This is a genomic window from Streptomyces sp. NPDC002911, from assembly GCF_053591835.1.
Window position 1 is genome coordinate 88,730 of record NZ_JBSFUO010000006.1, and the last position, 23,261, is coordinate 111,990.

A 23,261-nucleotide genomic window follows, 5' to 3' on the forward strand; every position below is an offset into this window, starting at 1 on the left:
GCCCGCGCTCGTATGCTCGGATCATGACCGATCCTCAGCGCCCCACGACCAACGCCATGCGGCGCGCCCTCCGGCGAGCCCGCGACGGTGTCGCCCTCGACGTCGCCGAGGCCGCCGTCCTGCTCCAGGCGCGGGGGGAGGACCTGACCGATCTCACCGCGTCCGCCGCCCGGGTCCGGGACGCGGGTCTTGATGCCGCGGGCCGGCCGGGAGTGATCACGTACTCCCGTAAGGTCTTCATCCCGCTGACCCGGCTCTGCCGTGATACCTGCCACTACTGCACCTTCGTCACCGTGCCCGGGAAGCTCAAGCGTGCGGGCCACGGAATGTTCCTGTCGCCGGACGAGATCCTCGACATCGCCCGCAAGGGCGCCGAACTAGGCTGCAAGGAAGCCCTGTTCACGCTCGGCGACCGTCCCGAGGACCGCTGGCCCGAGGCGCGGGAGTGGCTGGAGGCCGAGGGCTACGACGACACCCTGGCGTACGTACGCGCCATGGCGGTCCGGGTACTGGAGGAGACGGGGCTGCTGCCGCACCTGAACCCCGGTGTGATGACGTGGACGGATGTGCAGAGGCTGAAACCCGTCGCCCCGTCCATGGGCATGATGCTGGAGACGACGGCGACCCGGCTGTGGTCGGAGAAGGGCGGCCCGCACTACGGGTCCCCGGACAAGGAACCGGCCGTCCGGCTGCGGGTACTGGAGGACGCGGGCCGGTCCAGTGTGCCGTTCACCACGGGCATCCTGATCGGCATCGGCGAGTCGTACGAGGAGCGTGCCGACTCCCTCTTCGAGCTGCGCAAGACGGCCCGCGCCTATCACGGCATCCAGGAAGTCATCGTCCAGAACTTCCGCGCCAAGCCGGACACCGCGATGCGCGGGATGCCGGATGCCGAACTGGAGGAGCTGGCCGCCGCGATCGCCGTCGCCCGCCACATCCTCGGCCCCTCGGCCCGCATCCAGGCCCCGCCGAATCTCGTCGACGCCGAGTACGCCCTGCTGATCGGCGCGGGCATCGACGACTGGGGCGGGGTCTCGCCCCTCACCCCGGACCACGTGAACCCCGAGCGCCCCTGGCCGCATATCGACGAGCTCGCGGCCCGCACCGCCGAGTCCGGCTTCCAGCTGCGTGAACGCCTCACCATCTACCCGGAGTTCATCCAGCGCGGCGAGCCCTGGCTCGACCCGCGTCTCCTTCCTCACGTGCGGGCGCTCGCCGACCCGGAGACGGGCCTCGCGAAGGAGGGCGCGATCCCGGCCGGACTGCCCTGGCAGGAGCCCGACGAGGGCTTCAACGCCTCCGGCCGCACCGACCTGCACCGCACCATCGACACCGAGGGCCGCACCGGCGACCGGCGCGACGACTTCGACGCGGTGTACGGCGACTGGGAGGCGCTGCGCGAGGCAGCCGCCCCCGGCATGGTTCCGTCCCGCGTCGACACCGACGTACGCCAGGCCCTGAGCCAGGCCGCCGACGACCCCACGAAGCTCACCGACGAGCAGGCCCTCGCCCTGCTCCACGCGGACGGACCGGCGCTGGACGAGCTCTGCCGGATCGCGGACACCCTGCGCCGTGACGTGGTCGGTGACGACGTCACCTACATCGTCACCAGGAACATCAACTTCACCAACGTCTGCTACACCGGCTGCCGTTTCTGCGCCTTCGCCCAGCGGCGTACGGACGCCGACGCCTACACCCTCTCCCTGGACCAGGTCGCCGACCGTGCGGCCCAGGCCTGGGACGTCGGCGCCGTCGAGGTCTGCATGCAGGGCGGTATCCACCCGGACCTGCCCGGCACCGCGTACTTCGACATCGCGCGGGCGGTGAAGGAACGCGTCCCCGGCATGCACGTCCACGCCTTCTCACCGATGGAGGTCGTCAACGGCGCGACCCGCACCGGCATGTCGATCCGCGACTGGCTGACCGCCGCCAAGGACGCCGGGCTCGACTCGATCCCCGGCACCGCCGCGGAGATCCTGGACGACGAGGTCCGCTGGATCCTCACCAAGGGCAAGCTGCCGACCGCCACCTGGCTGGAGGTCATCAAAACGGCGCACGAGACGGGCCTGCGCTCCTCGTCCACCATGATGTACGGGCATGTGGACCAGCCCCGGCACTGGCTCGGCCACTTCAGGACGCTGGCCCGCCTCCAGCAGGAGACCGGCGGCTTCACGGAGTTCGTCACCCTGCCCTTCATCCACACCAACGCCCCGGTCTACCTGGCGGGCATCGCCCGCCCCGGCCCCACCGACCGTGACAACCGGGCCGTCACCGCGATGGCCCGTCTCCTGCTCCACCCGCACATCACCAACATCCAGACCAGCTGGGTGAAGCTCGGCGCGGAAGGCGCGGCGGAGATGCTGCGCTCAGGAGCCAACGACCTCGGCGGGACCCTCATGGAAGAGACCATCTCCCGGATGGCGGGCTCGAGTTACGGCTCGTACCGCTCGGTCCAGGACCTCGTCGCCATCGCCGACCTGGCGGGCCGCCCGGCGAAGCCGCGCACGACGCTGTACGGCGAGGTCCCGGAGGAACGCGTCACGGCCGCGACGGCCTCGGACGGCCACCTGCCGGAGCTGCTGCCGGTACTGGAGGGTTAGGGCCTTCCGTGTGGATCACGCCGGGCTGATTCAGACGAGAGACCCCCAGGCCGGGGCCTTCCCGGCCGGCGCGCGGGGTCCGTCACCGGTACCCCGTCGCGTCGGCCGGCTTGCCGGCGTCGTCGACCTCGACCAAGTAGCGCCAGCAGTCGGGGCGGGATCCGTCGAGGTCGGTGAAGCCGTACTCCTGGGCGAGCTGCCCGCTGGACAACGACTGGCCGTTCCAGCGCGGGAGGCCGGCGTCACCGGCCAGAGCGGCGACCGCGCGGCCGACGTACGTCGGGCTCTCCGAGATGCAGAAGTGCGGCACTTCGGTCAGCGCATCGCGCCAGTTCTCCTCGGCCACGCCGAAGGTGTCGAGCATCATCTCCGAGCGGAGCCAGCCCGGGGTGAGCGCCACCGCCGTCCCGCCGTGCGGCTTCAGCTCGTGCGCGAGCACGAACGCCGTGCGCAGCACGCTGTTCTTGACCAGGTCGTAGAAGTAGGAGTTGCGATAGTTCGCTCCGTTGTACGCGGATGTCCCGTCGGTCATCTCGACCACGAGCCCGCCCGGCCGGCGCACCAGCAGCGGCAGCGTGAAGTGGCTGGTGATCGCGTGCGTCTCCACGCCCAGCCGGAGCAGCCGCAGTCCGTCGTCGAGGTCGTGTTCCCACACCGGCTTGTCGAACGCGAAGAGCCGGTCGCCGCCCCAGATGTCGTTGATGAGCACGTCGAGCCGCCCCTGCTCGGCATCGATGCGCTCGGCCAGCGTGCGGACCTGTTCCGGCACCAGGTGGTCGGTCGGCACCGCGATGCCGGTTCCGCCCGCGGCGGTGACGAGCTCCGCGGTCTCCTCGATCGTCTCGGGCCTGTCGTACTCCGAGCGCTGCTCACGGGTCGTGCGGCCGGTGACGTAGACGGTCGCGCCTGCCGCACCGAGCTGGACCGCGATGCCGCGGCCCGCGCCCCGGGTGGCGCCCGCGACCAGCGCGATCTTTCCGTGGAGTGCCGGTGTCGATGTGTCGGACATGAATCCCCTTGAGGTCTTGTCTGTCTGTGCGTCCCGGTTCACCCACGTATGTCATCGGTGGCGACCGGTGAAACCATGCTCGACGTGATACCCGACACCATGTGTCGTATTTCTTCACCCGGTTCCTTCATCCGGTTCGCGGCGGACGCAGAAGCACCCCGGCCGGAGGCGATGCGCGGCGACGGCCGCTGGGGGGCGTCCGGCGCCGGACGTCCCATGGATCCAATGTGACTACTTCTCACATTGCTGTATGTTAGAAGCAGTCACATTGTGAGTGGCACCCAAGAGTGCTGGGAGTTCGTATGGTCGCCGTCGCATCACCCGCTGAAGTCGACCCGCCACGTGGCAAGAGGCCCCGGGGGCGGCGGAGCTGGGCGTGGATCGCCTTCTCCTCGGTGGCGATCGCCGCCTACTTTTCCGGCCAGTACACGCAGGGCACGCTGGACGAGCTGAGCCGGAACGAAGTCGGGCTGGCCAACGGCTACGCCGACAAGCCTTTGCCGGTGCAGCTGACGTTCTACGTGCACATCATCTCCGCCGGGTTGGCGCTGGCACTCGGTCCGTGGCAGTTCTCGCGACGTATCCGCGTCCGTCGCCGGGCGTTGCACCGGTGGATCGGGCGAGTTTATCTGGTGGGCGTTGCACTCGGGTCCCTGTCAGGCCTCGTCATGTCGGTGTTCAACACGGCCGGCATGGTGGGATTCTTCGGTTTCGGCTCACTTTCCGTGCTGTGGGGATGGACGGCCTGGCAGGCCTACAAAACGATTCGTGCCCGCGACATCCGTAGCCACCAGGCCTGGGTGATCAGAAATTTCGCACTCACCTACGCCGCGGTGACACTGCGTCTCTGGTACGGCGTACTGACCGGGGTTCAGCTCCCGTTCATGGACAGCGGCGACTCGGTCGAAACCATCATGGACAACGCCTACCTGCCGCTGGGCTTCCTGTGCTGGCTGCCCAACCTTGTCGTTGCCGAGTTCATGATCCGCCGTCGCGGCCTGCCCGCCCTCCACCTCACGACCGAACCCGCCCCCAGAACGCGCACATCCGCCAACAGCACGGGAGCGCAGGGAACAGCACGTAGTTCCGGGAAGGGTTCCACAGTGACAGCCGGCTGACGGACGTCAGAAGTGCGAGCCGGTGATTCGCCGGCCCCATCAGCAATGACCGGCGGATCACTTCTCGCCGCCATCCTGGAGAATCCGACTGCACGTGCCCCGCCTCACCGTCGGCAGGACGAGCGACGGCCATAGGGGGTGCCGGGGTGCTTCCCCAAAAATCAGAGGTTCAGCAGCGCTGACAGCGTATCGGCGGCGAGTTCCTCCGGTGATCCATTCATGTCGAATTGCTCGGAGAGCTGCCGCAGACTCAGGACGGAAAGCCCGTGCACGGTGGCCCAGATGGACCTCGTCAGCAGTTCCGCCGACGGGACGGAGGAGAGCAGATCCGCCTGTTGGGCCTCCACCACGGCGTGTCGAAGAACCTCATAAGCCTGGATTCCAACCGTGTCCGGAGCCTTCCCTGGTCGGCGGAACATCGTCACGAACAGTCCTGGATGCTCCTGCGCGAACCGCACATACGCCCCACCCAGCCGTAGCAACCGCTCATCCGGACTGCCGGCAACGAGCGCTGCCTCTTCGAGGCACCGGTGCAGCGTTGCGTAACCGTCGGCAGCCACCGCCGCCAGCAGTTCGTCCCGGTTGTCGAAATGGCGATAGGGCGCGGAAGTGCTCACGCCTGCCCGGCGCGCCACTTCGTTGAGACTGAAGTGTTCATGCCCCCGCTCGGCCAGAATGTCCCTGGCGCCATCGATCAGCGCTTGCCGAAGTGCACCATGGTGATAGGTACTGCGCGCCACCCGCTCGGAATCCATCCGCCCAAGCTAGCAATCGGTGTCATACCCCAGTACCCGGGCGGAACCGGCACCAGCACAGGAAGCACAGATGTCGTGGCGGTCAGACCGGGCGTGTGCCGCCAGCGGTACCGCCCGCCGCCGTGGCGATCACCTCGTCCAGTACCTCCCGGGAGCGACGCAGCTCGTCGATCTTCCGGTCGATACGGTCGCGCTCCACGGACAGGTCGCTGACCAGACGCGGGGTGGCGATCTCGGAGGGGCCGCCGTCCGCGTCCCGTACACAGGGCAGCAGGTCGGCGATCTTGGAGCTGCACAGCCCGGCCGCGTAGAACTCCTGGATGCGGATCACACGGTCGACCGCGCCCTCGGGGTAGTCGCGGTGGCCGCCGGGGGTACGGTCGGCCGTCAGCAGTTCTTGGGTCTCGTAATAGCGCAGGGAGCGCTCGCTCACGCCCGTACGCCGGGCCAGCTCGCCGATCCGCATCGAATTCCTCGCCTCCGGGACTTGAACCTGACACCAGTGTCAATTCTTACCGTTCCGGCATGACGAACGCAGCCACTTCCTCCCAGAAGCTCTTCGAGGCCGTCGCCCTCGGCCCCCTCACCCTTCCCCACCGCCTCGTGATGGCACCGCTGACCCGGAACCGTGCCACCGCCGACGGCGTCCCGACCCCGCGCATGGCCACCTACTACGCCCAGCGCGCCTCGGCGGGGCTGATCATCGCCGAGGCGTCCACGCCGAACGCGGTGGGTCAGACGTACCCGAACATCACGGCGATCCACAGCCCGGCCCATGTCGCCGGATGGCGCAGGGTCACCGACGCGGTCCGTGCGGAGGGCGGGCAGATGTTCCTCCAGATCCAGCACGGCGGGCGCGCCGGCCATCCCGACACCAGCGGACTGACGCCCGTCGCTCCCTCGCCGATCGCACTGCCGGAGACGATCCACACCCCGGCCGGACGCGTGCCCTCGGTCATCCCCCGCGAGATGACCGTGGAGGACATCAGCACCACCGTGGCGGACTTCGCCTCCGCGGCCCGAAACGCGATCGAGGCGGGATTCGAGGGAGTCGAGGTGCACAGCGCCAACGGTTACCTCCTCCACCAGTTCCTGGCCCAGGGGACCAACCGGCGGACCGACGCCTACGGCGGACCCGTGGCCCACCGCATCCGCTTCGTCGTGGAGGTGGTCGAGGCCGTGGCGGCGGAGATCGGTCCCGAGCGGGTCGGTCTGCGCGTCTCGCCGTGGAACACGGTCAACGGCATCAAGGAGGGCGACACCGAGGAGATCTATCCGGCGCTCCTCAGGGCCCTGGCGGGGAGCGGTCCGGCCTATCTGCACGTGGGATACGCCGACCCGGAGGACCGCGTCTTCCAGCGCATCCGGAAGGACTGGCCCGGGACCCTGATCGCCAACCCCGTGCTGCCGAAGGACCGCATCCCGGACGACGGCGGCATCGCCCAGGGCGAGCGGCTGCTGGCCGCAGGGGCCGACGTGATCGCGCTCGGCCGCCCGTTCCTCGCCAACCCCGACCTGATCCGGCGGATGCGCACGGGCGCTCCGGTGAACCAGGTCCGGGACGCATACATGATGTACGTCGGCGGCGACACGGGCTACACGGACTATCCGGCCCTGCCGGCCGACGCGTGAAAGGCCGGGGGTGCCTGCCGGGAGTCCGGGAGCTCGGTGCTCCCGGACGGCCTCACAAGCGCTGACTCATCGTCCGCCGCGCGCTTCGGCCCCGCGTGCCCGGTCCGGCCATGGTGACCGGGCCGAGCACGGCCCACCGTCGGGCAACGCCTGGGAATTCCTGGTGCGGAGCCACTCGGACGATCACCTTGCCCAGGTTGTCGCCCCGGAAGATCCGGTCGAGCGCCACCGGAGCGTGTTCCAGCCCCTCCGGACTCACCTGGGTGTGGCGGACCCTGCCGTCGGCGACCCGGGCGGCCAGTTGCGAGGTGATCTCGTCGAAGCGGTCGGCATGGCCGGTGACGAGGAAGCCCCGGGCGGTGGCGCGCTGTTCGACCAGCTCCACCGGATTGCGCGGGCCGTGGCGCTGCGCGGGGTCGGCACTGTAGTCGGCGATCTTCCCGCACATCGCGATGCGCGCCCGGTGGTGATCCTGCTGAGGACGTGGTCGAGGATCTCTCCGCCCGCGAGTTCGCTGTCCGCGTCGATACCGTCGGGGGTGGCCGCATCCAGCAGGTCGCGTCACCGGGGGGCGTGCCGGTCGACGCAGGCGTCGAAGCCGAGTCAGTCGACGACGTAGCGGCACTTCTCCGGCCCGCCGGCGCGGTCGGTTCGGTCGCGGGACGGCTCGCACGGGAGCGCGGGGCACGGGTGGTCGGACCGCCGCGGACACCACGACCGTCTCGCCCGGCATCGGGGCGGCGATCTCCACGGCGAGCCATGCGGTGAGGAAGGAGGGCACTCGACAGCAAGGTCTCCCATTCGGAGGCGCCGACGTATCCACCGGGGCAACGCTCGACCGGCGCGGGAGGGGCATCGTCGAGAACGATGGGCCGAGAGGCGTGGATCACACGCACCCGTGTCACATCCCACCCGGCCCGTTCCGTCGAGGGGGTGTCACCTCGCACCAGGCAACGGAATGGAAGCGCACGATGAACGCTCGCCTCAACCTCTTCGACAGCAAGGCCGCCGCCGGCTTCCTGAGGCACATCAACTCGGCCGGGAAGGCGGTCACCGACTCGGGTCTGCCCTCCACGACGCAGGAACTGGTCAAGATCCGCGCCAGCCAGATCAACGGCTGCGGATTCTGCCTCGACATGCACACCAAGGACGCCGCGGAGGCGGGGGAGACCGCGCTCCGGCTCCATCTCATCGCGGTGTGGCGCGAGGCGACCGTCTTCACCGACGCCGAGCGCGCCGCCCTCGAGCTGACGGAACAGGGCACCCGCATCGCGGATGCCTCCGGCGGTGTGCCGGACGAGGTGTGGGCGAACGCCGCCGCCTGCTACGACGAGGACCAGCTCGTCGCCCTGGTGGCCCTGATCGCCGTCATCAACGCGTACAACCGTCTCAACGTCATCGTCCAGCAGCCGGCGGGCGACTACCGACCCGGCATGTTCGGCTGACCTGCCTCCTGCTGGCCGGGGGGCGGTCACCCCGGCCAGCAGGAGCACCGGACGCGGTTCGGGGGCGTCCACGGAACGTGGCCGAGAAGCGGGGCCGGAAACCATGAGGAATGCCGCGCACAAGTGCTCTCGCGTACCAGTCCGTACATACTGTTCCGGCCCTGAGACGCCCCGTCCCGTTCGATTACAGTGCTTGCGCAGTCGCAGACGGCAGGCCGGACGGAAGGGGCACGGTGAGCACAGGGACCACAGCTGTCTGGGGCCGTGCCCAGCAGCAGGACTTCCGCGGCCGGGTACGGGGAGCCCTGCTCGGCGGCGCCATCGGGGACGCCCTCGGGGCCGCTGTCTCCGGGCTCACCCTGGAGGCGATACGCGCGGCCCACGGCGTGGACGGGGTGGCCGACTTCATCCCCGTACGCGGCAGACGGGGCGCTGTCACCGCCGTCACCCAGCTCACCCTCTTCACCGTCGACGGTCTGATCCGGGCCCAGGTCCGCAGGGACACCGGCGCCTGGCATCCGCCCACCGACGTACACCGTGCCCATCTGCGCTGGGCGGCCACCCAGAGCGCTTGGGGACCCGACGAACGCCGTAAGGACAACGGCTGGCTGGCCAGGGAGGAGTGGCTGTACACCCGCCGCGCACCCACCCGGGAGTGCCTGGTCGGCTTCGGTGACGCCACCATGGGCACGCTCGCCGTGCCCAAGAACCCCGCGGCGCGGGACTCGGCTGCGCTCACCCGCTCCGCGCCCTTCGGGCTGCTCGTCGGCTGGGAGCCCCAGCTCGTCCTCCAGCTGGCCGTGGAGTGCGCCGCTCACACCCATGGTCATGCGACCGCCCAGCTCGCGGCCGGAGCCCTCGCCGTCATGGTGCACGGACTGGCCCGCGGCGAGACCCTGGACGGTTCGGTCCAGCGCGCTCTCGCCCTGCTCGCCGAACGCCCGGGCAACGAGCAGGTCACCGAGGCGCTCCGGCAGGCCCTCGGCTCCGTACGTCAGGGGATCCCCGGGCCCGCCCTCATCGAGGCGCTCGGCGACACGGACTCCGCGGAGGAGGTTCTCGCCGTGGCGCTGTACTGCGCGCTGGTCGGCGAGGATGTGCGCCACGGGCTGCGGCTCGCCGTGAACCACTCCGGCCCGTCGGCGGCCACAGGGGCGGTCTGCGGTGCCCTCCTCGGGGCGCTGCACGGCGAGACGGCACTGCCTCCGGCCTGGCTGGCGGAACTGGAGGGACGCTCGACCCTCCTGGAACTCTCCGACGACTTCGCGATGGAGATGACCCAGGGGCCCGCCCTGCACAGCCCGACAGCCGTCGCCCCGGGCTGGCTGGCCCGCTATCCGCGGGACTGAGCGGGAGCGCAGGGAGGACGGAGACGGGCGGGCGCCGCCGCGCCCGCCCACCGTTGATGTGCCCCGGCGTGCGGGGCGGTCAGTCCTTCACACCCTCCGGAACTCCTGTGCTCTCCGGGCCGCGCTTCTGCAGGGGAACGTCTGCCGCCGCGGCTTCGCTGTCCGGGCCCCCGCCGTCCGTGTTGATCCTATCGATCAGCGCGTCGCGCTCCGGGGTGTCCTCGGGCTTGATGAACCCGATGAGGACGTAGAGCACGAGGGAGATCGCCAGCGGCAGGGCCACCTGGTACTGCAGGGCGACGTCCGTCTTCACCGAACCGTCGAAGTTGTAGTTGGTGAGGTAGAACGCGATCAGCCCGGCTGCCCAGCTGGTGAGTGCCGCCGTCGGCCCCGACCTGCGGAACCTGCGCAGCAGGCCCAGCATGAACGGGATCGCGATCGGTCCCATCAGTCCCGCCACCCACTTGATGACGACCGAGATGATGTCCTTGAACGTCGGCGAGTTGATCTGTGTCGCCAGCGCCATCGACAGCCCCAGGAACGCGAGCGTCGACAGGCGTGCGGCCATCAGCCCGCTGCGGTCGCTCCAGGTACGGGCCGCCTTCGAGAAGACCGGTGCGATGTCCCGGGTGAAGACGGCGGCGATGGCGTTGGCGTCGGAGGAGCACATGGCCATCGTGTGCGAGAAGAAGCCGACGACGACCAGACCCAGCAGACCGTGCGGCATCAGCTGCTCGGTCATCAGGGCGTAGCTGTCCGAGGCGTCGGGCTTCTGGGCCTCGACGAGCAGCGGGGCCACCCACATCGGGAAGAAGAGCACGACCGGCCAGACCAGCCACAGAATGGCGGACAGCCGGGCCGAACGGGTCGCGGAGCGTGCGGAGTCCGTGGCCATGTAGCGCTGGGCCTGGTTCCACATGCCGCCGTTGTACTCGAAGGTCTTGATGAAGAGATACGCCAGCAGGAAGGTCACCGTGTACGGGCCGGCCGTCGGGTCCGTGTGGCCCTCGGGCAGCTTGTCCCAGACCGTCCACAGCGAGCTGAAGCCACCGAGCTTGCTCATGACGATCACCAGCATGGCCACACCGGCGAAGAGCTGGATGATGAACTGGCCGAGCTCGGTGAGCGCGTCGGCCCACAGCCCGCCGACCGTGCAGTAGACGGCCGTGATGATGCCGGTGATGAAGATGCCCTGGGTGAGGGTGATTCCCGTGAAGACGGAGAGCAGCGTGGCGATGGCGGCCCACTTGGCGCCGACGTCCACGATCTTCAGCAGCAGACCGGACCAGGCCAGGGCCTGCTGGGTCGGGACGTTGTAGCGGCTCTTGAGGTATTCGAGCGGCGAGGCGACGTGCAGTCGCGAACGCAGCCGGTTGAGCCGGGGCGCGAAGAGCTTCGCGCCGATGCCGATGCCGATCGCGATCGGCAGCGACCAGGTCACGAAGGAGGTGACGCCGTACTGATAGGCGATACCGGCGTAGCCGGTGAACATCACCGCGCTGTAACCGGACATGTGGTGCGAGATGCCCGACAGCCACCACGGCATCTTGCCGCCGGCTGTGAAGAAGTCACTGACATTGTCCACGCGCTTGTGCGACCAGAGTCCGATCGCGACCATTACACCGAAGTATCCGATGAGCACGGCCCAGTCGAGACTGTTCATGTGCCCCCTCCAGGGGTCCGCCTTGTGAACGGGAACGCACTTCGTCGGTACGGCCGTTCAGCGGGGCCCCGTGCGGGAAAGGGGACTTCGGGGATTGAACCGCTTGTCCGGGTTCACGGTCAAGGTTTTTCGGTCAGGGATGTGAACGCAAATCAGTAAGGCGAACGATTTTACCCGTTCTTGACCTCGCGGGGCGTTGTCGTGAACGCGACCACGGCCACAGGATGAGCGGGCACTTCGTCAGGCTGTGCAGAGAACGATGCAAGGCAGGAAGGCTCGAGAGTGCAGAACGACCGCACGGGATGCGGGTCCCGTGCGGCCGGAAAAGGGGGAAGGCTGTACGACGTGATGCCTACGCACTGACGGCGCCGAGCGCGCTGTCGGTGCTGAGGTCGTGAGGTGTGCGGTACGTCGATCGGTCGCGCCGGGTCCGGTGGCGGCTCCTAGCCCCCTCGGCCGGGACGGCGGACCAGTCGAGAGGGCTCCTCGCGGTCGTGCGCGACGACCGGACGTGATGTGGCGTGTGCGAGTCGGCCTACCGGTCAGGCGTTGACCGAACCCGACGCGACGTCGCGCACGAAGGTGTTCCACGCTCCCGACACGAAGGAGAGCGAGGGGCCTTCGGGGGCCTTCGAGTCACGCACGGCAATGGCCTGCCTGACGGGCGACTTCACTTCGACGCACGCCCCGTTGCCGCCGGAGTACGACGACTTCGTCCAGTCTTCCGTAGCGCCCTGAAGAATAGCCATGTTCACTCCGGTTCAGAGAGTTGATATGAGTGGCACCAACTACGTCGTTCCTGTTGGCTTGATCAACGCTACTCGCCAACATCGCTTAGTGGTGGGGCCGTTCACTCGACCGGATGGCATATTCCATGCGGGTCTTCCGCTGGGAGGTGGTGGCGGTGTATCTTCCCGCCCCCACCTCACTTACATCCAGTTATTCAGCGGGTGTAGCCCTTGGCGATGTCGCCGATGAACTGGCGGGTCTGGTCCACGTTCAACGCCTGGGCCCGCAGGTGCTCGTACATGACGCTGTAGCGCTGTACGTCGTTCGCCTTCTCCAGATAGAGATCACTGGTGACCCCTTCGATGTACACGACGCTGGAGTCCGCGGCGTCGGGGAATTCCAGGACGGCGTACTGGCCGTTGATACCGGGGTGCGCCCCCATCTCGAAGGGCAGCACCTGCACGGTCACATGGGGCAGCTTGGACTGCTCGACGAGGTGCTCGAGCTGTTCGATCATGACCTGCTTGCCGCCGACGAGCCGGCGCAGCGCGGACTCGTCGATGACGGCCCACAGGCGCAGGGGGTGCTCGGGAGCGTTGACGCGGTCCTGGCGGCGGGCCCGGACGTTCACCCGCTTCTCGATGTCCGACTGCGGCGCCTCGGGCAGTGCGCCGTTGATCAGGGCCTCCGCGTAACTCCGGGTCTGCAGCAGTCCTGGGACGACCTGGGGTTCGTACACCCGGAGGGACTCGGCATCGGTTTCCAGCCCGATGTACACGCTGTACGGGATGTCGCCGAAGGCGTGCCACCAGCCCTGCTGGCGGGAGTCCTTCGCCATCTGCATCAGCGAGTCGACGATGCGGTGGTCCTCGACCTCGTACACCCCGCAGAGATCGCGGACGTCGCGCTGGCTGATGGAGCGGCGACCGTTCTCCAGGCGGCTGATCTTCGACTGGGAGACCAGCAGCCGCTCCGCCACCTCCTCGGCCGTCATGCCCTTGATCTCGCGGAGGCGGCGCAATTCCTGACCCAACCGGCGTCGCCTGACGGTGGGATTGACGTTGGTCGGCACGGAAACGGCACCTCCGGCTATACAGCTCTTGTAGCTGTGCGTATCTGCTGCTCAGCAGATTGCCACCCGAGCCCCCGGGCGCGCTGGCAAATGGCGACACGTAATGACCGCACGCAAGGGCGCGGGGCAGCCGGTGGATCCGGCTGCCCCGCGCTTGGTGCGGCTCCCGGACCGGGTCATGGGGACGTCGGTACGGCGGTATTCGGTGCTCCGCGCAACTGTCCGCGCGGTCGTGCTGTCAGACGGAGGTGTGCGCCATGCTGCCGCGGCGCGTCTGTGCTTGCGGCTGCAACGGCACGCTCGCCGTCTGCTGATTACGGCGTGGCTGGACGGCCACACCGTTCTGGACGTCCATCACGGCATGCGCCACGAGACCGCCCATCGGGTCGTGCCTGATCAGGTCCCGGAGCCGGGAGCGCGATGAGCGCCCCTCGTTCCCGGGGTACAGGTGCTTGCCGAGTCCGACCGCGTGGGCCAGTGCGGCGAGCGCCGCGGTCCGCGGGTCCGGCGGTACGCCGGTGCGGATCGCGCTGTCCAGCCGGGCTCTGATGTCCCGGCTGATTGCCGTGTCCGTCGCCTGGTAGCGAGTCGTCGGCAGCACCCCGCACATCTGGCCCGCCACGGCGTGAACCATGCCGCACCGCTCCAGATGAGCGAGATAGATCTGGCGAAGTCCCAATCGGGGCCCGCCGATCCAGTGGACGGCCCGGACCGGACTGCCACGACGGCGCAGCAGTTCCAGTGCGGAGTCCAGAGTCGGATCTCCTGTCGGCCGTGGCATCACCACGGCGATACGATCCCCGTCAGGGGCTATCCGTCCTGCCAGAGCCAGCTCTACTAGCTGTGCCCCGGCCAGGCCGAGGTCGAGCGACTGCGGCTGCGCTGTGGTACCCGTGGTCGGGTCCAGAGCGAGCAGCAGAAGCTCCTCCGGAATTGTTCTGCGGCTCCTGCCCATCCAAGCCTCCCCGCGTGGATGAGTGACAGGGTGACCCCTCTCACATTGGTCTGTCGAGGGTGCCTGGGTGCTTTGTGAGGGAACCGTTAGCTATGTCGTTCTCGTCTAGCGGTTCGGTCAAGGGTTCACACAGGACACTGGTAGATGGTTCGGGCAGTGCGGGCATGTCCCCGCGGCGCAACAAGGAGGTATCGGTGGCGGGCGAGTCCCCCGGCAAATCGAAGCAGCGGAAGTCCTCGGGGACGGCTGAGGAACGCGATCCGCGTCTCGCCGTGTTCCGTGAACCGTCCGCTGCGGCGGGTGCGAGTACGGCGAGCGGGACGACGGACACCGCGACGGGCGGCGGGACGGACAGCGAGACTGCGGTCTTCCGTGTGCCGCCCTCCGCGTCTGCCGGCGCCGCCGAGGGCGCCCCCGGCGCCTCGGAGGGTGCTGAGGGCGCCATGGAGGGCGCTGAGAGCCCCGAGGGGGCCTCCGCGTCCCGTGAGGAGGCCGGAGAGGCCGAGGCGGCCGCCACTGAGCCGGAGGACGCGACCGGGACCGTCACGTCCCCCGAGGCGTCTGCGGACGCGGCCGGCGCCGCGGATGCCGAGGCCGGTTCGGATTCCGAAGCCGAAGCCGAAGCCGAGGCTGATGCCGTGGCCGACGCGGACGTGGATGCCGGGCCCGACGAGCGGCCGCAGGGCGGCTCCCGGTCCGAGTCCGAGTCGGACTCCGAGCCGGGCTCCGATTCCGGCCCCGGCTCCGGACCGGACGCTGAGGCGAAGCCGACCGACGTCCGGCTGCGTTCCGCCGTCGCGGCGTGGGTGGCGACCGGGCCCGACGGTGAAGCCACAGGTCAGGACAGTGGGGCCGAGGGTGCGGACAAGCCGTCCGAGGACGGCGCCAACGCGTCCGGTGACAGTGGTGACGGCCCGGCCGTCCCCGACGGGAAAGCGGCGAGCACCGACGACGAGACGTCGGCAGATGCCGACGGAGTGCCGGCCGCCGACGACGCCGCGACCCCGGCCGACAGCGACGCAAGGACCCTGGCCGACCGCGACACCGAAGCGGCCGCCGACAGCGAGGAGCCCGCGGGCGCCGACGACGACGCCGCGGGGAGCGGCGCGGCCGGCCCCGCCGCTCCCCGTGTCCCGGACACCCGCGAGGAGGCCTCTCCGGCGAAGGAGGCGGACACCTCGCCCGACGGGCGGGGAATCGATCATCCGACCGCCGTCTTCAAGGCTCCGCGTGCCGACCAGGTCGACCAGCCGACGACCGCGCTGAAGCTCCCGCCGGAGGTGAAGGAGGACGGGCGGAAGCCCGCCTCCTGGGCCGCCAAGCCCTCCGGAACCACCGAGGCCCCGGAGGCCCCCGCCGAGCGGACCAGCAAGTTCGTGCCGCTGCGCTCCGACGACGTACGCCCCGCGGCCGTGGTCGGTCCCACGGTCACCCCGGACGTCGCGGCAGGACCCGGTACGCCCGCGAGCCCCGGAGCCGGTCTCACCGAGGCCGAGCGGACCAGGCAGCAGCCCATGCCGCCCAAGCCGCCGCTCGACCTGCTGGCCGAGCTGACGAACACCCCGCCGCCCCCGGAGACCCCGGTCCGCACGGCGGTCCGGCGGGTCAAGATCTGGACGCCGCTGGTGCTCCTCCTCCTGGTCGCCTTTGCGATCGCACAGGCTGTGCGTCCGCTTCCCGAGCCCGTTCTCGAACTGACGGCGAAGCAGACGTACGACTTCGAGGGGAGCAAGCCCTCGCTGCCGTGGCCGGACGAGGGCCAGGGCTTCATGGCGGCCACGGGGCTCGGCACGGTGGACTCGTTCGGCGAGCAGAAGGCGGTGCCGATCGGCAGCGTGGCCAAGGCGATGACCGCCTACGTCGTGCTCAAGGGCCACCCGCTGAAGAGGGGCGAGGACGGGCCGGCCGTCAAGATCGACGCCAAGGCCGAGGAGGAGGGCAAGCTCGACTCCGTGAACGAGTCCACCCTCAACACGGTCAAGGCCGGAGAGACGATCACGCAGCAGGAGGCCCTCTCGGCCGTCATGGTGCCTTCGGCGAACAACATCGCCAGGCTGCTCGCCCGCTGGGACGCCGGTTCCGAGGAGGCGTTCGTCAAGAAGATGAACGACACCGCCAAGGAACTCGGCATGACGAAGACCACCTACACCGACCCGTCCGGGCTGAAGGCGACCACGGTGAGCTCCGCCGAGGACCAGGTGAAGCTTGGGGAGAAGCTCGTCGAGATCCCGGCGCTGATGGACATCACCAAGTTGCCGTCCTGGACGGACCCGTCGGGGCACACCCACCGGAACTACAACACCCTCGTTCCGTACGACGGCGCGCTCGGCATCAAGACGGGCTCCACCACCAAGGCCGGCGGCAACCTGCTCTTCGCGGCGCACAAGAAGGTCGGGGAAACCGACCAGCTCATCGTCGGCGCGATCCTGGGACAGCACAAGCCGTCGATCATCGACACGGTCAACGCGGTGAGCAAGGAGGCCATGCTCGCCACGCAGGACCTCCTGGAGAGCCGGACCGTCGTGAAGAAGGGACAGGTCGTCGGCGTGGTCGACGACGGCTTCGGCCGCACCACCGAGGTGGTCGTGGCCGAGGACGTGAAGGCGGTCGGCTGGCCCGGTCTCACGGTCGAGCTCGAACTGACCGACGACGGCAAGACGATTCCGAACGCGGCGGCGGCGGGCACGAGGGTCGGCACGATGACCGTCGGAGAGGGCGCGAGCCAGGTGGAGGTCGCGGTCACGCTGGGCGGCACTCTGGCCGAGCCGTCCTTCGGCGACAAGCTCACCCGCATCACCTGACCGGTACGCTCCCTGTCCCCGCCCTCGCGGGGGCAGGGGTTGTCCGCCGATAGGGCAGCGCGGACAAAATGCTGCGTGCTAGCGTCCAAAAGCAACGGACGGGCGCCGGGACGCGTCCGTCCGAGTACGGATGAGGCCGTGCGGTACATGGACGGTTCGGCAGGCTCGGGCGAGGACGGGGAGAGTCGCAGTGACCACCGCTGAGCCGACACGGGCGAGCACCGGTCCGCCCGCCGAACGCCTGTCCGTCCGGATCCCGGCCCAGGCCGCCGGACACAACGGCGGCGCCGACAGCTCGACACGGAGCCGTCTCCGACGTCACCCGGTAATCCTCACGACAGCGGTCGCCGCGGCCGCGCACCTCCTGTGGTTCTTCTTCTTCGCGAACAGCGGTGGCGACATCGCCGCCCAGGACGCCTGGGCCGAGTTCGTCGGCCGCCACCCCGGCACGGCGTACAACCTCGCCTGGTACGGGGGCATGCACCCGGTCTCGTACAGCGTGGTGTCGCCCTATCTGATGTCGGTGCTCGGCGTCCGCACGACGATGATGGTCGCGGGCACGGTGTCCTCGGCGCTCACCGCGCTGATCCTGGTGCGGGTGCCCGCCGTCCGTAACCCCCTCGCGTGCGCGCTCGCCGGAGTGTTCGCGTACCTGTGCAACGCCCTGTCCGGCCGGGTGACGTTCGGGCTCGGCATGATGTTCGCGCTCGGCGCCGTCGCCGCCGTCTTCTGCTGGCCCCACCGCTGGCGCCACAAGCGGTGGGCCAAGGCAGGCGTCGCCGCGCCACTGGCCGGACTCGCGACCGCGGGCAGCCCGGTCGCCGGGCTGTTCCTCGGTGTGGTCGCCGCGGCGCTCTTCCTGAACAAACGGCGTCCAGGGGCGTACGCGCTGGGCCTGGCCCCCGCCGCGGTGGTTGTCCTGTCCGCATGGCTGTTCCCGTTCTCGGGCACCCAGCCGATGGCACTCGGAACCCTGTCGCTGCCCTTCCTGTACGCCGTGTTCGTCTTCTTCCTGGTGCCCCACGGCTGGCACACCGTACGGACCGCCGCCGCGGTCTACGGCGTGGGGACGCTGCTCACGTACGTGATCGACTCGCAGATCGGCTCGAACGTGTCGCGCATGGCGATGCTGTTCGCCGGCGTCGTCCTGCTCGCCGCACTCCCGTACACGGTGCCGCGCACCCGGCGCTGGTACGCCCTGGTCATCGCCTTCGCCGGGCTGAACTTCTGGATCGGCTTCAAGGGAGTCGACGACATCGTCCGTACCGCCCCCACCGCGTCCTGGAACCGCGAACTGGCCCCGCTGGTCAACCAGCTCCAGATGGCCGGGGCGGAGCGGGGCCGGGTCGAGGTGGTGCCGGCCAGCAGCCACCGCGAGGCCTCGGCTCTCGCGCCCTACGTGAATCTGGCCCGCGGCTGGAACCGGCAGGCCGACCTGAAGCGCAACCCGCTTTTCTACGACGACACACTCGACGCCGTGAACTACCGCGAGTGGCTGGACCGCTGGGCGGTGCACTACGTGGTACTGCCGACCGGGAAGCCGGACTCCGGCGGTGAGCAGGAGGCGGCGCTCGTCGAGAAGGGGCAGCCGTATCTGGAGGCGGTCTGGAGCGACGCCAACTGGAAGCTGTTCCGGGTCCTGGACCCGGTTCCGCTCGCCGACCCGCCCGCGACGGTGGAGAGGGCCGGCGACGACGAGCTGACGATCCATGTGCAGTCGGCGGGCCGTGTCCTGATCCGGATCCCGTACTCCCGGTGGCTCGCCGTCGTGGACGACGAGGGCAAGGGCGTGGAGCGGCCCCAGGAGACGGAGGAGTCCGAACTGCGTTCGGCGGAGGACGGCAGCGCGCCCAAGGACTTCACGAACGCCCACGGCTGTCTGATCAGGGTGGAGGAGGACGGGGACGGCGACGAGTGGACCGAACTCCTCGCACCGCGCCCGGGGGTCTACCGTCTGGCTGCGCCGTACCAGCTGCAGCCGGGCACCCCGTGCCCCGAGGAACTGCGCCAGTAGTGCGGGAACTCTCCCTCCGGGAGGGCCGCACGGGCAGAGGTGTGCTGCCATGAGACGCCCACGCTGCGGCGGAGAAAGCGCTGCCCCACGCGGGAGTCGTGGAACAGGTGGGGCCGGTTCACACGCGGTTCGCCGGCGGGAGACGCTTCGGCGGCATACTGTCTTTCGGCAAGCCCGGTCAGCTGGGCTCTGTGGTCCGAGGGGAGGACGAACGATGCCGCTGGAGTTCGGACTGTGGCGTGTGGACGGCAAGCCCGTGCGAGTCGCTACGCGGCCGATGCCTCTGGAGTCTCGGCTCGAGGAGCTCATCGAGGCCGATCCCGGAATTCTGGGACATCCGCTGCTGCTGATCGGCAGGCAGGTGCTCACGCAGTACGGCAAGGTCGTCGACCTTCTGGGCATGGATGCTGAAGGAGGCCTGCACGTTCTGGAGCTCAAGCGGGATCGCACGCCTCGTGAGGTGGTGGCTCAGGTTCTCGACTACGGTTCCTGGGTCCAGGAACTCACCAACGAACAGATCCGCGACATCTACACTTCCTACGCCCGAGCCAGAGGACTGGCGGAAGAGCTGGACGAGGCGTTCGCCCTGCGGTTCGGCGGCACTGCGCCGGAAGCCCTCAATTCGACTCATGCCCTCACCATCGTCGCGAGTGAGATCGACGCAGCGACGGAGCGGATCGTCACCTACCTGGCTTCCGGGTTCCAGGTTCCGGTCAACGTGCTCTTCTTTCGCTATTTCGAGGACGACGGGCGCTCCTACCTTGCCCGTACCTGGTTGATGGACGAGGCCGAGGTCGTGGTGCCGTCGCCCGGAGCGAAAGGACGCGGGAAGCAGGAGCCGTGGAACGGGGCGGACTGGTATGTGTCGTTCGGCGACGAGACCGGCGGCCGGAGCTGGGACGACGCTCTTCGCTACGGGTTCGTGTCGGCCGGCGGTGGGGAGTGGTTCTCTCGCACGATCCGGTCCTTGCCCCTCGGGGCCCGGGTGTTCACGCATATCCCCAGAGAGGGCTATGTGGGCGTCGGCACGGTCTCCGGTGAGCCTCAGCCGTTCGAGGACGCCACCCTCAGCCTCGACGGTGACAGCCGGCGGATGACTGATCTCCCCCTGACGGGCACCTACCGACATGCCGGGGACGCAACGGACGGAGACGGGACGGACTTTCGTGAGTGGATCGTCCCGGTCACCTGGGAGCGTGCCGTGCCACGCGAAGAGGCATTGTGGCGCACGGGGTTCTTCGCCAACCAGAACTCCGCCTGCAAGCTCCGCGCCCGCTTCACGATCGAAGAGGTCTCCCGCCACTTCGGCATCGATCAAGGGTTCTCCGACGTCTGACACGAAGCAGCGGCGTGGCCCCGCGTCCGGCACGGTTGTGGCACGGACCTCACCCGACGGCAGTCAGTGGTCCAGGACAGGGACGGCGCAGAAGCCGATGCCCCAGTTGGTGATCAACCTGGCGAACAGGGCAGGGAGTACGGCGCGGGGCCGCGACCGGTCCCCTGTTCCGGTCGCGGCCCCGCGAGCGTCTACGGCAGTCACGGGCAGCAGCCACCGGCCTCGGCCGGCGCGGGCGGGCCTGCTTCGGTGACGGCCGGGCCTGCGCAGCAGGTGCCTTTCTTCTGCTCGGCCATGGAGTCGGCGTCTGCCTTGACGACGTAGACCTCCCACGGTTCCTGCCCGGGGCCATGGACCCAGACCTTGTCCTGGAGGGCGTAACAGCAGGTGGTGTCGTTCTGGACGTCGGTCGTCAGTCCTTCGTCCGTGAGGCGGGCGGTGGCGGCGTGAACGGCTTCGGTGGTGGCGACTTCCACACCGAGGTGGTCCAGGTGCGTGTCCACGTCCGGGGTGCCCTGGACGAGGACGAGCTTGAGCGGCGGATCGGCGATGGTGAAGTTGGCGTATCCGTCGCGAAGTTTGGCCGGTTCGGTCGCGAAGAGCTTGCTGTAGAAGGCGATCGAGGCGGGGAGGTCGGGGACGCGCAGGGCGAGCTGTACTCGTGACATGACGATCCTCCTGACATGGGGTGGTCGTGCCCCGGTCCGGCGGGCCGGGACGCGGTGGTTCAGGACCCGCAGCAGCCGCCGGAGGCCGGGTCCTCGGCGGTTGCGGCCGGCAAGGCGGCGCCGACGCCGAGCTGCACGACAGCGGGGGCCGGAGCGCGGCAGCCACCTTCGTCGGCTCGGCCGGCGGCCGGGGCGTCGAAGAGACCGGCGCCGCCGCACACTCCGGTCTCGGGGAGGGTGAGCTCGACGCGGTCGGCGGAGTCGGTGTCGCCGGCGATGGCGGCGGTGACGGAGCGGACCTGTTCGTAGCCGGTCATGGCGAGGAAGGTCGGGGCGCGGCCGTAGGACTTCATGCCGACCAGGTAGAGGCCCTGTTCGGGATGGGACAGCTCGCGGTGGCCGTGGGGGTGGACGGTGCCGCAGGAGTGCTGGTTCGGGTCGATGAGCGGTGCGAGGTCCACCGGCGCCTGCAGGCGCTCGTCCAGGGCGAGGCGGAGCTCGGACAGGAAGGAAAGGTCGGGGCGCAGTCCCGTCAGGACGATGACCTCGTCCACCGGGCCGAGGTGCCGGCCGTCCTCGCCGACCAACACCAGGCCGTCTCCGGTGGACTCGATGACTTCGGTGCGGAAGCCGGTGACGGCGTCGGCGTATCCGTTGTCGACGGCGGCTTCGGCGGCCAGGCCCAGGGCGCCGCGGGCGGGGAGCTGGTCGGCGGAGCCGCCGCCGAAGGTGGAGCCGCTGATGCCGCGGCGCAGGATCCACACCGAGTGGGTGCCAGGTTCGTCCTGCGCCATGTCGGCGAGGGCGGCCAGGGCGGTGAACGCGGACGCGCCGGAACCGATGACGGCGGTGCGCCTGCCCGCGTACCGAGCGCGGACGTCGGGGTCCTCGAGGTCGGGGATCCGGTAGGAGATGCGGGCGGAGGCGGCGCGTTCGCCCAGGGCGGGGAGTCCGTCGGCGCCGGTCGGGCCGGGGGTGGACCATGTGCCGGACGCGTCGATCACGGCCCGGCCCAGGATCCGCTCCTCGGTGCCGTCTGCGAGCGTGAGGCGGATGGTGAAGGGCCGCTGTTCCCGGTCGGCGTCAACGATCCGATCGCGGCCGAGGCGGGACACGCCGGTAACCGTGGCGCCGTAGCGGACCCTGTCGCCGAGGACATCGGCGAGCGGCTGGAGGTACTGCGCGGCCCAGTCCCCACCCGTCGGGTAGATGCCTGTGTCCGGCTGGGTCCACCCGGTCGGTGCCAGGAGCTTCTCCGCGGCCGGGTCGATGAGTTCCGCCCAGGTGGAGAACAGCCGCACGTGCGACCAGTCGCGCACAGCGGTGGCGGCGGTGGGCCCGGCTTCCAGGACCAGCGGTTCGCTGCCGCGCTCGACCAGATGGGCGGCGGCCGCCAGTCCGGCGGGGCCGGCGCCGATGACGACAACCGGAAGGTCTGCAGTGGTGGTCATGGCGGTGATGTCCTCCGGGGAGGGCGACCGGTTCGGCCGCTGTATCGATTGCTGTCTATGTCCCCAGCTTGGCACTCGCATCGATGAGTGTCAACATAGACGTATGTCGAAATCAGAGCTTGTGGAGCTGGCAGTCCTGGACGCTGATGCTGTGGTGCCGTGCTGCCCGCCGATCACTGCCGGGGAGCTGTCACAGGGCGACGCGGAGAGGATGGCTGTGATGTTCAAGGCGTTGTCCGACCCGGTGCGGCTGCGGCTGTTCTCCAGGGTCGCCTCGCATCCCGGTGGCGAGGCGTGCGTGTGTGACATCCAGGACGTCGGCGTCTCCCAGCCGACTGTGTCCCACCATCTGAAGAAACTGCGCGAGGCCGGGCTGCTGACCTCCGAGCGGCGCGGTACGTGGGTCTACTACCGGGTCGCCCCGTCCGTCGTGGCGGCTATGTCCGCCATGCTCGACCTGCGGAGCTGACGGCCCACTCACATGCCTCGCGGACCGGAGGGACGGGGACGGCGACGACGTCGCCCGGAGAAGAGGCCCCGCCCGGTATCGGTGCGTCCTTCGTCCAGGGCGTGGCGCCGGGCTGACCGGGCGAGCCCCGGTCTCACCCGGAGCTCCTGGCGGGCTGCCGAGCCGCACACTCCGGGGTGCGATGCGGGCGTGTAC

Annotated in this window: 19 protein-coding genes; 9 read left to right on the plus strand and 10 right to left on the minus strand. The window is 69.5% G+C overall.

Translation table 11 applies throughout. The features are described 5' to 3' along the window. Positions 1-23 precede the first annotated feature (23 nt). Entirely contained in the window at positions 24-2,600 is a 2,577-nt protein-coding gene (locus ACWD04_RS11885) for a bifunctional FO biosynthesis protein CofGH (protein WP_451130726.1), read from the plus strand. 82 nt (positions 2,601-2,682) lie between these two features. On the opposite strand, the gene ACWD04_RS11890 is transcribed toward ACWD04_RS11885, so the two are convergent. Continuing rightward, a complete protein-coding gene (locus ACWD04_RS11890; protein ID WP_451130728.1) occupies positions 2,683-3,609 on the minus strand; it encodes an SDR family oxidoreductase in 927 nt (308 codons plus the stop codon). Between the two features lie 395 nt (positions 3,610-4,004). On the opposite strand from ACWD04_RS11890, the gene ACWD04_RS11895 reads away from it, so the two are divergent. Beyond that, positions 4,005-4,727 (plus strand): DUF2306 domain-containing protein, encoded by a 723-nt coding sequence (locus tag ACWD04_RS11895; RefSeq protein ID WP_451130730.1) that lies wholly within the window; start codon positions 4,005-4,007, stop codon positions 4,725-4,727. Between the two features lie 161 nt (positions 4,728-4,888). On the opposite strand, the gene ACWD04_RS11900 is transcribed toward ACWD04_RS11895, so the two are convergent. Further along, a complete protein-coding gene (locus ACWD04_RS11900; RefSeq protein WP_451130732.1) occupies positions 4,889-5,482 on the minus strand; it encodes a TetR/AcrR family transcriptional regulator in 594 nt (197 codons plus the stop codon). Positions 5,483-5,564: 82 nt separating this feature from the next. Further along, positions 5,565-5,948: a MerR family transcriptional regulator gene (locus tag ACWD04_RS11905; RefSeq protein WP_451130734.1), complete on the minus strand. Its 384-nt coding sequence runs from the start codon at positions 5,946-5,948 to the stop codon at positions 5,565-5,567. A gap of 59 nt (positions 5,949-6,007) precedes the next feature. Here ACWD04_RS11905 and ACWD04_RS11910 point away from each other — a divergent pair, with 59 nt between their 5' ends. Next, a complete protein-coding gene (locus ACWD04_RS11910; RefSeq protein WP_451130736.1) occupies positions 6,008-7,114 on the plus strand; it encodes an alkene reductase in 1,107 nt (368 codons plus the stop codon). A gap of 52 nt (positions 7,115-7,166) precedes the next feature. Here the strand turns inward: ACWD04_RS11910 and ACWD04_RS11915 are convergent, their stop codons facing one another. Continuing rightward, the gene (locus ACWD04_RS11915; protein WP_451130738.1) at positions 7,167-7,562 is read right to left on the minus strand and encodes a hypothetical protein; all 396 of its coding nucleotides are present in this window, start codon (positions 7,560-7,562) and stop codon (positions 7,167-7,169) included. A gap of 523 nt (positions 7,563-8,085) precedes the next feature. Between ACWD04_RS11915 and ACWD04_RS11920 the strand changes: the two genes are divergently transcribed. Both ACWD04_RS11920 and ACWD04_RS11925 read left to right on the plus strand, forming a co-directional pair. After that, positions 8,086-8,559 (plus strand): carboxymuconolactone decarboxylase family protein, encoded by a 474-nt coding sequence (locus ACWD04_RS11920; RefSeq protein ID WP_451130740.1) that lies wholly within the window; start codon positions 8,086-8,088, stop codon positions 8,557-8,559. Positions 8,560-8,792: 233 nt separating this feature from the next. Continuing rightward, positions 8,793-9,908: an ADP-ribosylglycohydrolase family protein gene (locus ACWD04_RS11925; protein ID WP_451130742.1), complete on the plus strand. Its 1,116-nt coding sequence runs from the start codon at positions 8,793-8,795 to the stop codon at positions 9,906-9,908. Between the two features lie 79 nt (positions 9,909-9,987). On the opposite strand, the gene ACWD04_RS11930 is transcribed toward ACWD04_RS11925, so the two are convergent. The 4 genes from ACWD04_RS11930 to ACWD04_RS11945 form a co-directional block, all read right to left on the minus strand. Next, positions 9,988-11,571, minus strand: coding sequence for a sodium:solute symporter family protein (locus ACWD04_RS11930; RefSeq protein WP_451130744.1), 1,584 nt, complete (start codon positions 11,569-11,571; stop codon positions 9,988-9,990). Positions 11,572-12,113: 542 nt separating this feature from the next. After that, positions 12,114-12,320 carry a DUF397 domain-containing protein gene (locus ACWD04_RS11935; protein WP_451130746.1) on the minus strand — a complete coding sequence of 69 codons (207 nt, stop codon included), beginning with the start codon at positions 12,318-12,320 and terminating at the stop codon, positions 12,114-12,116. Between the two features lie 194 nt (positions 12,321-12,514). Continuing rightward, positions 12,515-13,372, minus strand: coding sequence for a helix-turn-helix domain-containing protein (locus tag ACWD04_RS11940; protein ID WP_451130748.1), 858 nt, complete (start codon positions 13,370-13,372; stop codon positions 12,515-12,517). A 238-nt stretch (positions 13,373-13,610) separates the two neighbouring features. After that, on the minus strand, positions 13,611-14,327 hold the full coding sequence (locus tag ACWD04_RS11945) for a GOLPH3/VPS74 family protein (RefSeq protein WP_451130750.1): 717 nt from the start codon (positions 14,325-14,327) through the stop codon (positions 13,611-13,613). A gap of 194 nt (positions 14,328-14,521) precedes the next feature. Between ACWD04_RS11945 and ACWD04_RS11950 the strand changes: the two genes are divergently transcribed. The 3 genes from ACWD04_RS11950 to ACWD04_RS11960 all read left to right on the plus strand — a co-directional run bounded on the left by ACWD04_RS11950 (position 14,522) and on the right by ACWD04_RS11960 (position 20,478). Continuing rightward, a complete protein-coding gene (locus ACWD04_RS11950) occupies positions 14,522-17,128 on the plus strand; it encodes a D-alanyl-D-alanine carboxypeptidase family protein (protein ID WP_451130752.1) in 2,607 nt (868 codons plus the stop codon). Between the two features lie 190 nt (positions 17,129-17,318). Then, entirely contained in the window at positions 17,319-19,142 is a 1,824-nt protein-coding gene (locus ACWD04_RS11955) for an MFS transporter (protein ID WP_451130754.1), read from the plus strand. Between the two features lie 214 nt (positions 19,143-19,356). Next, complete coding sequence (locus ACWD04_RS11960) at positions 19,357-20,478, plus strand: endonuclease NucS domain-containing protein (protein WP_451130756.1); 1,122 nt, start codon at positions 19,357-19,359, stop codon at positions 20,476-20,478. Positions 20,479-20,678: 200 nt separating this feature from the next. On the opposite strand, the gene ACWD04_RS11965 is transcribed toward ACWD04_RS11960, so the two are convergent. Further along, positions 20,679-21,146, minus strand: a complete 468-nt coding sequence (locus tag ACWD04_RS11965; RefSeq protein WP_451130758.1) for an ArsI/CadI family heavy metal resistance metalloenzyme — start codon at positions 21,144-21,146, stop codon at positions 20,679-20,681. A gap of 59 nt (positions 21,147-21,205) precedes the next feature. Then, positions 21,206-22,597, minus strand: a complete 1,392-nt coding sequence (locus ACWD04_RS11970; protein WP_451130760.1) for an NAD(P)-binding domain-containing protein — start codon at positions 22,595-22,597, stop codon at positions 21,206-21,208. Positions 22,598-22,700: 103 nt separating this feature from the next. Here ACWD04_RS11970 and ACWD04_RS11975 point away from each other — a divergent pair, with 103 nt between their 5' ends. Then, positions 22,701-23,066: an ArsR/SmtB family transcription factor gene (locus ACWD04_RS11975; protein ID WP_451130762.1), complete on the plus strand. Its 366-nt coding sequence runs from the start codon at positions 22,701-22,703 to the stop codon at positions 23,064-23,066. Positions 23,067-23,261: the final 195 nt, after the last annotated feature.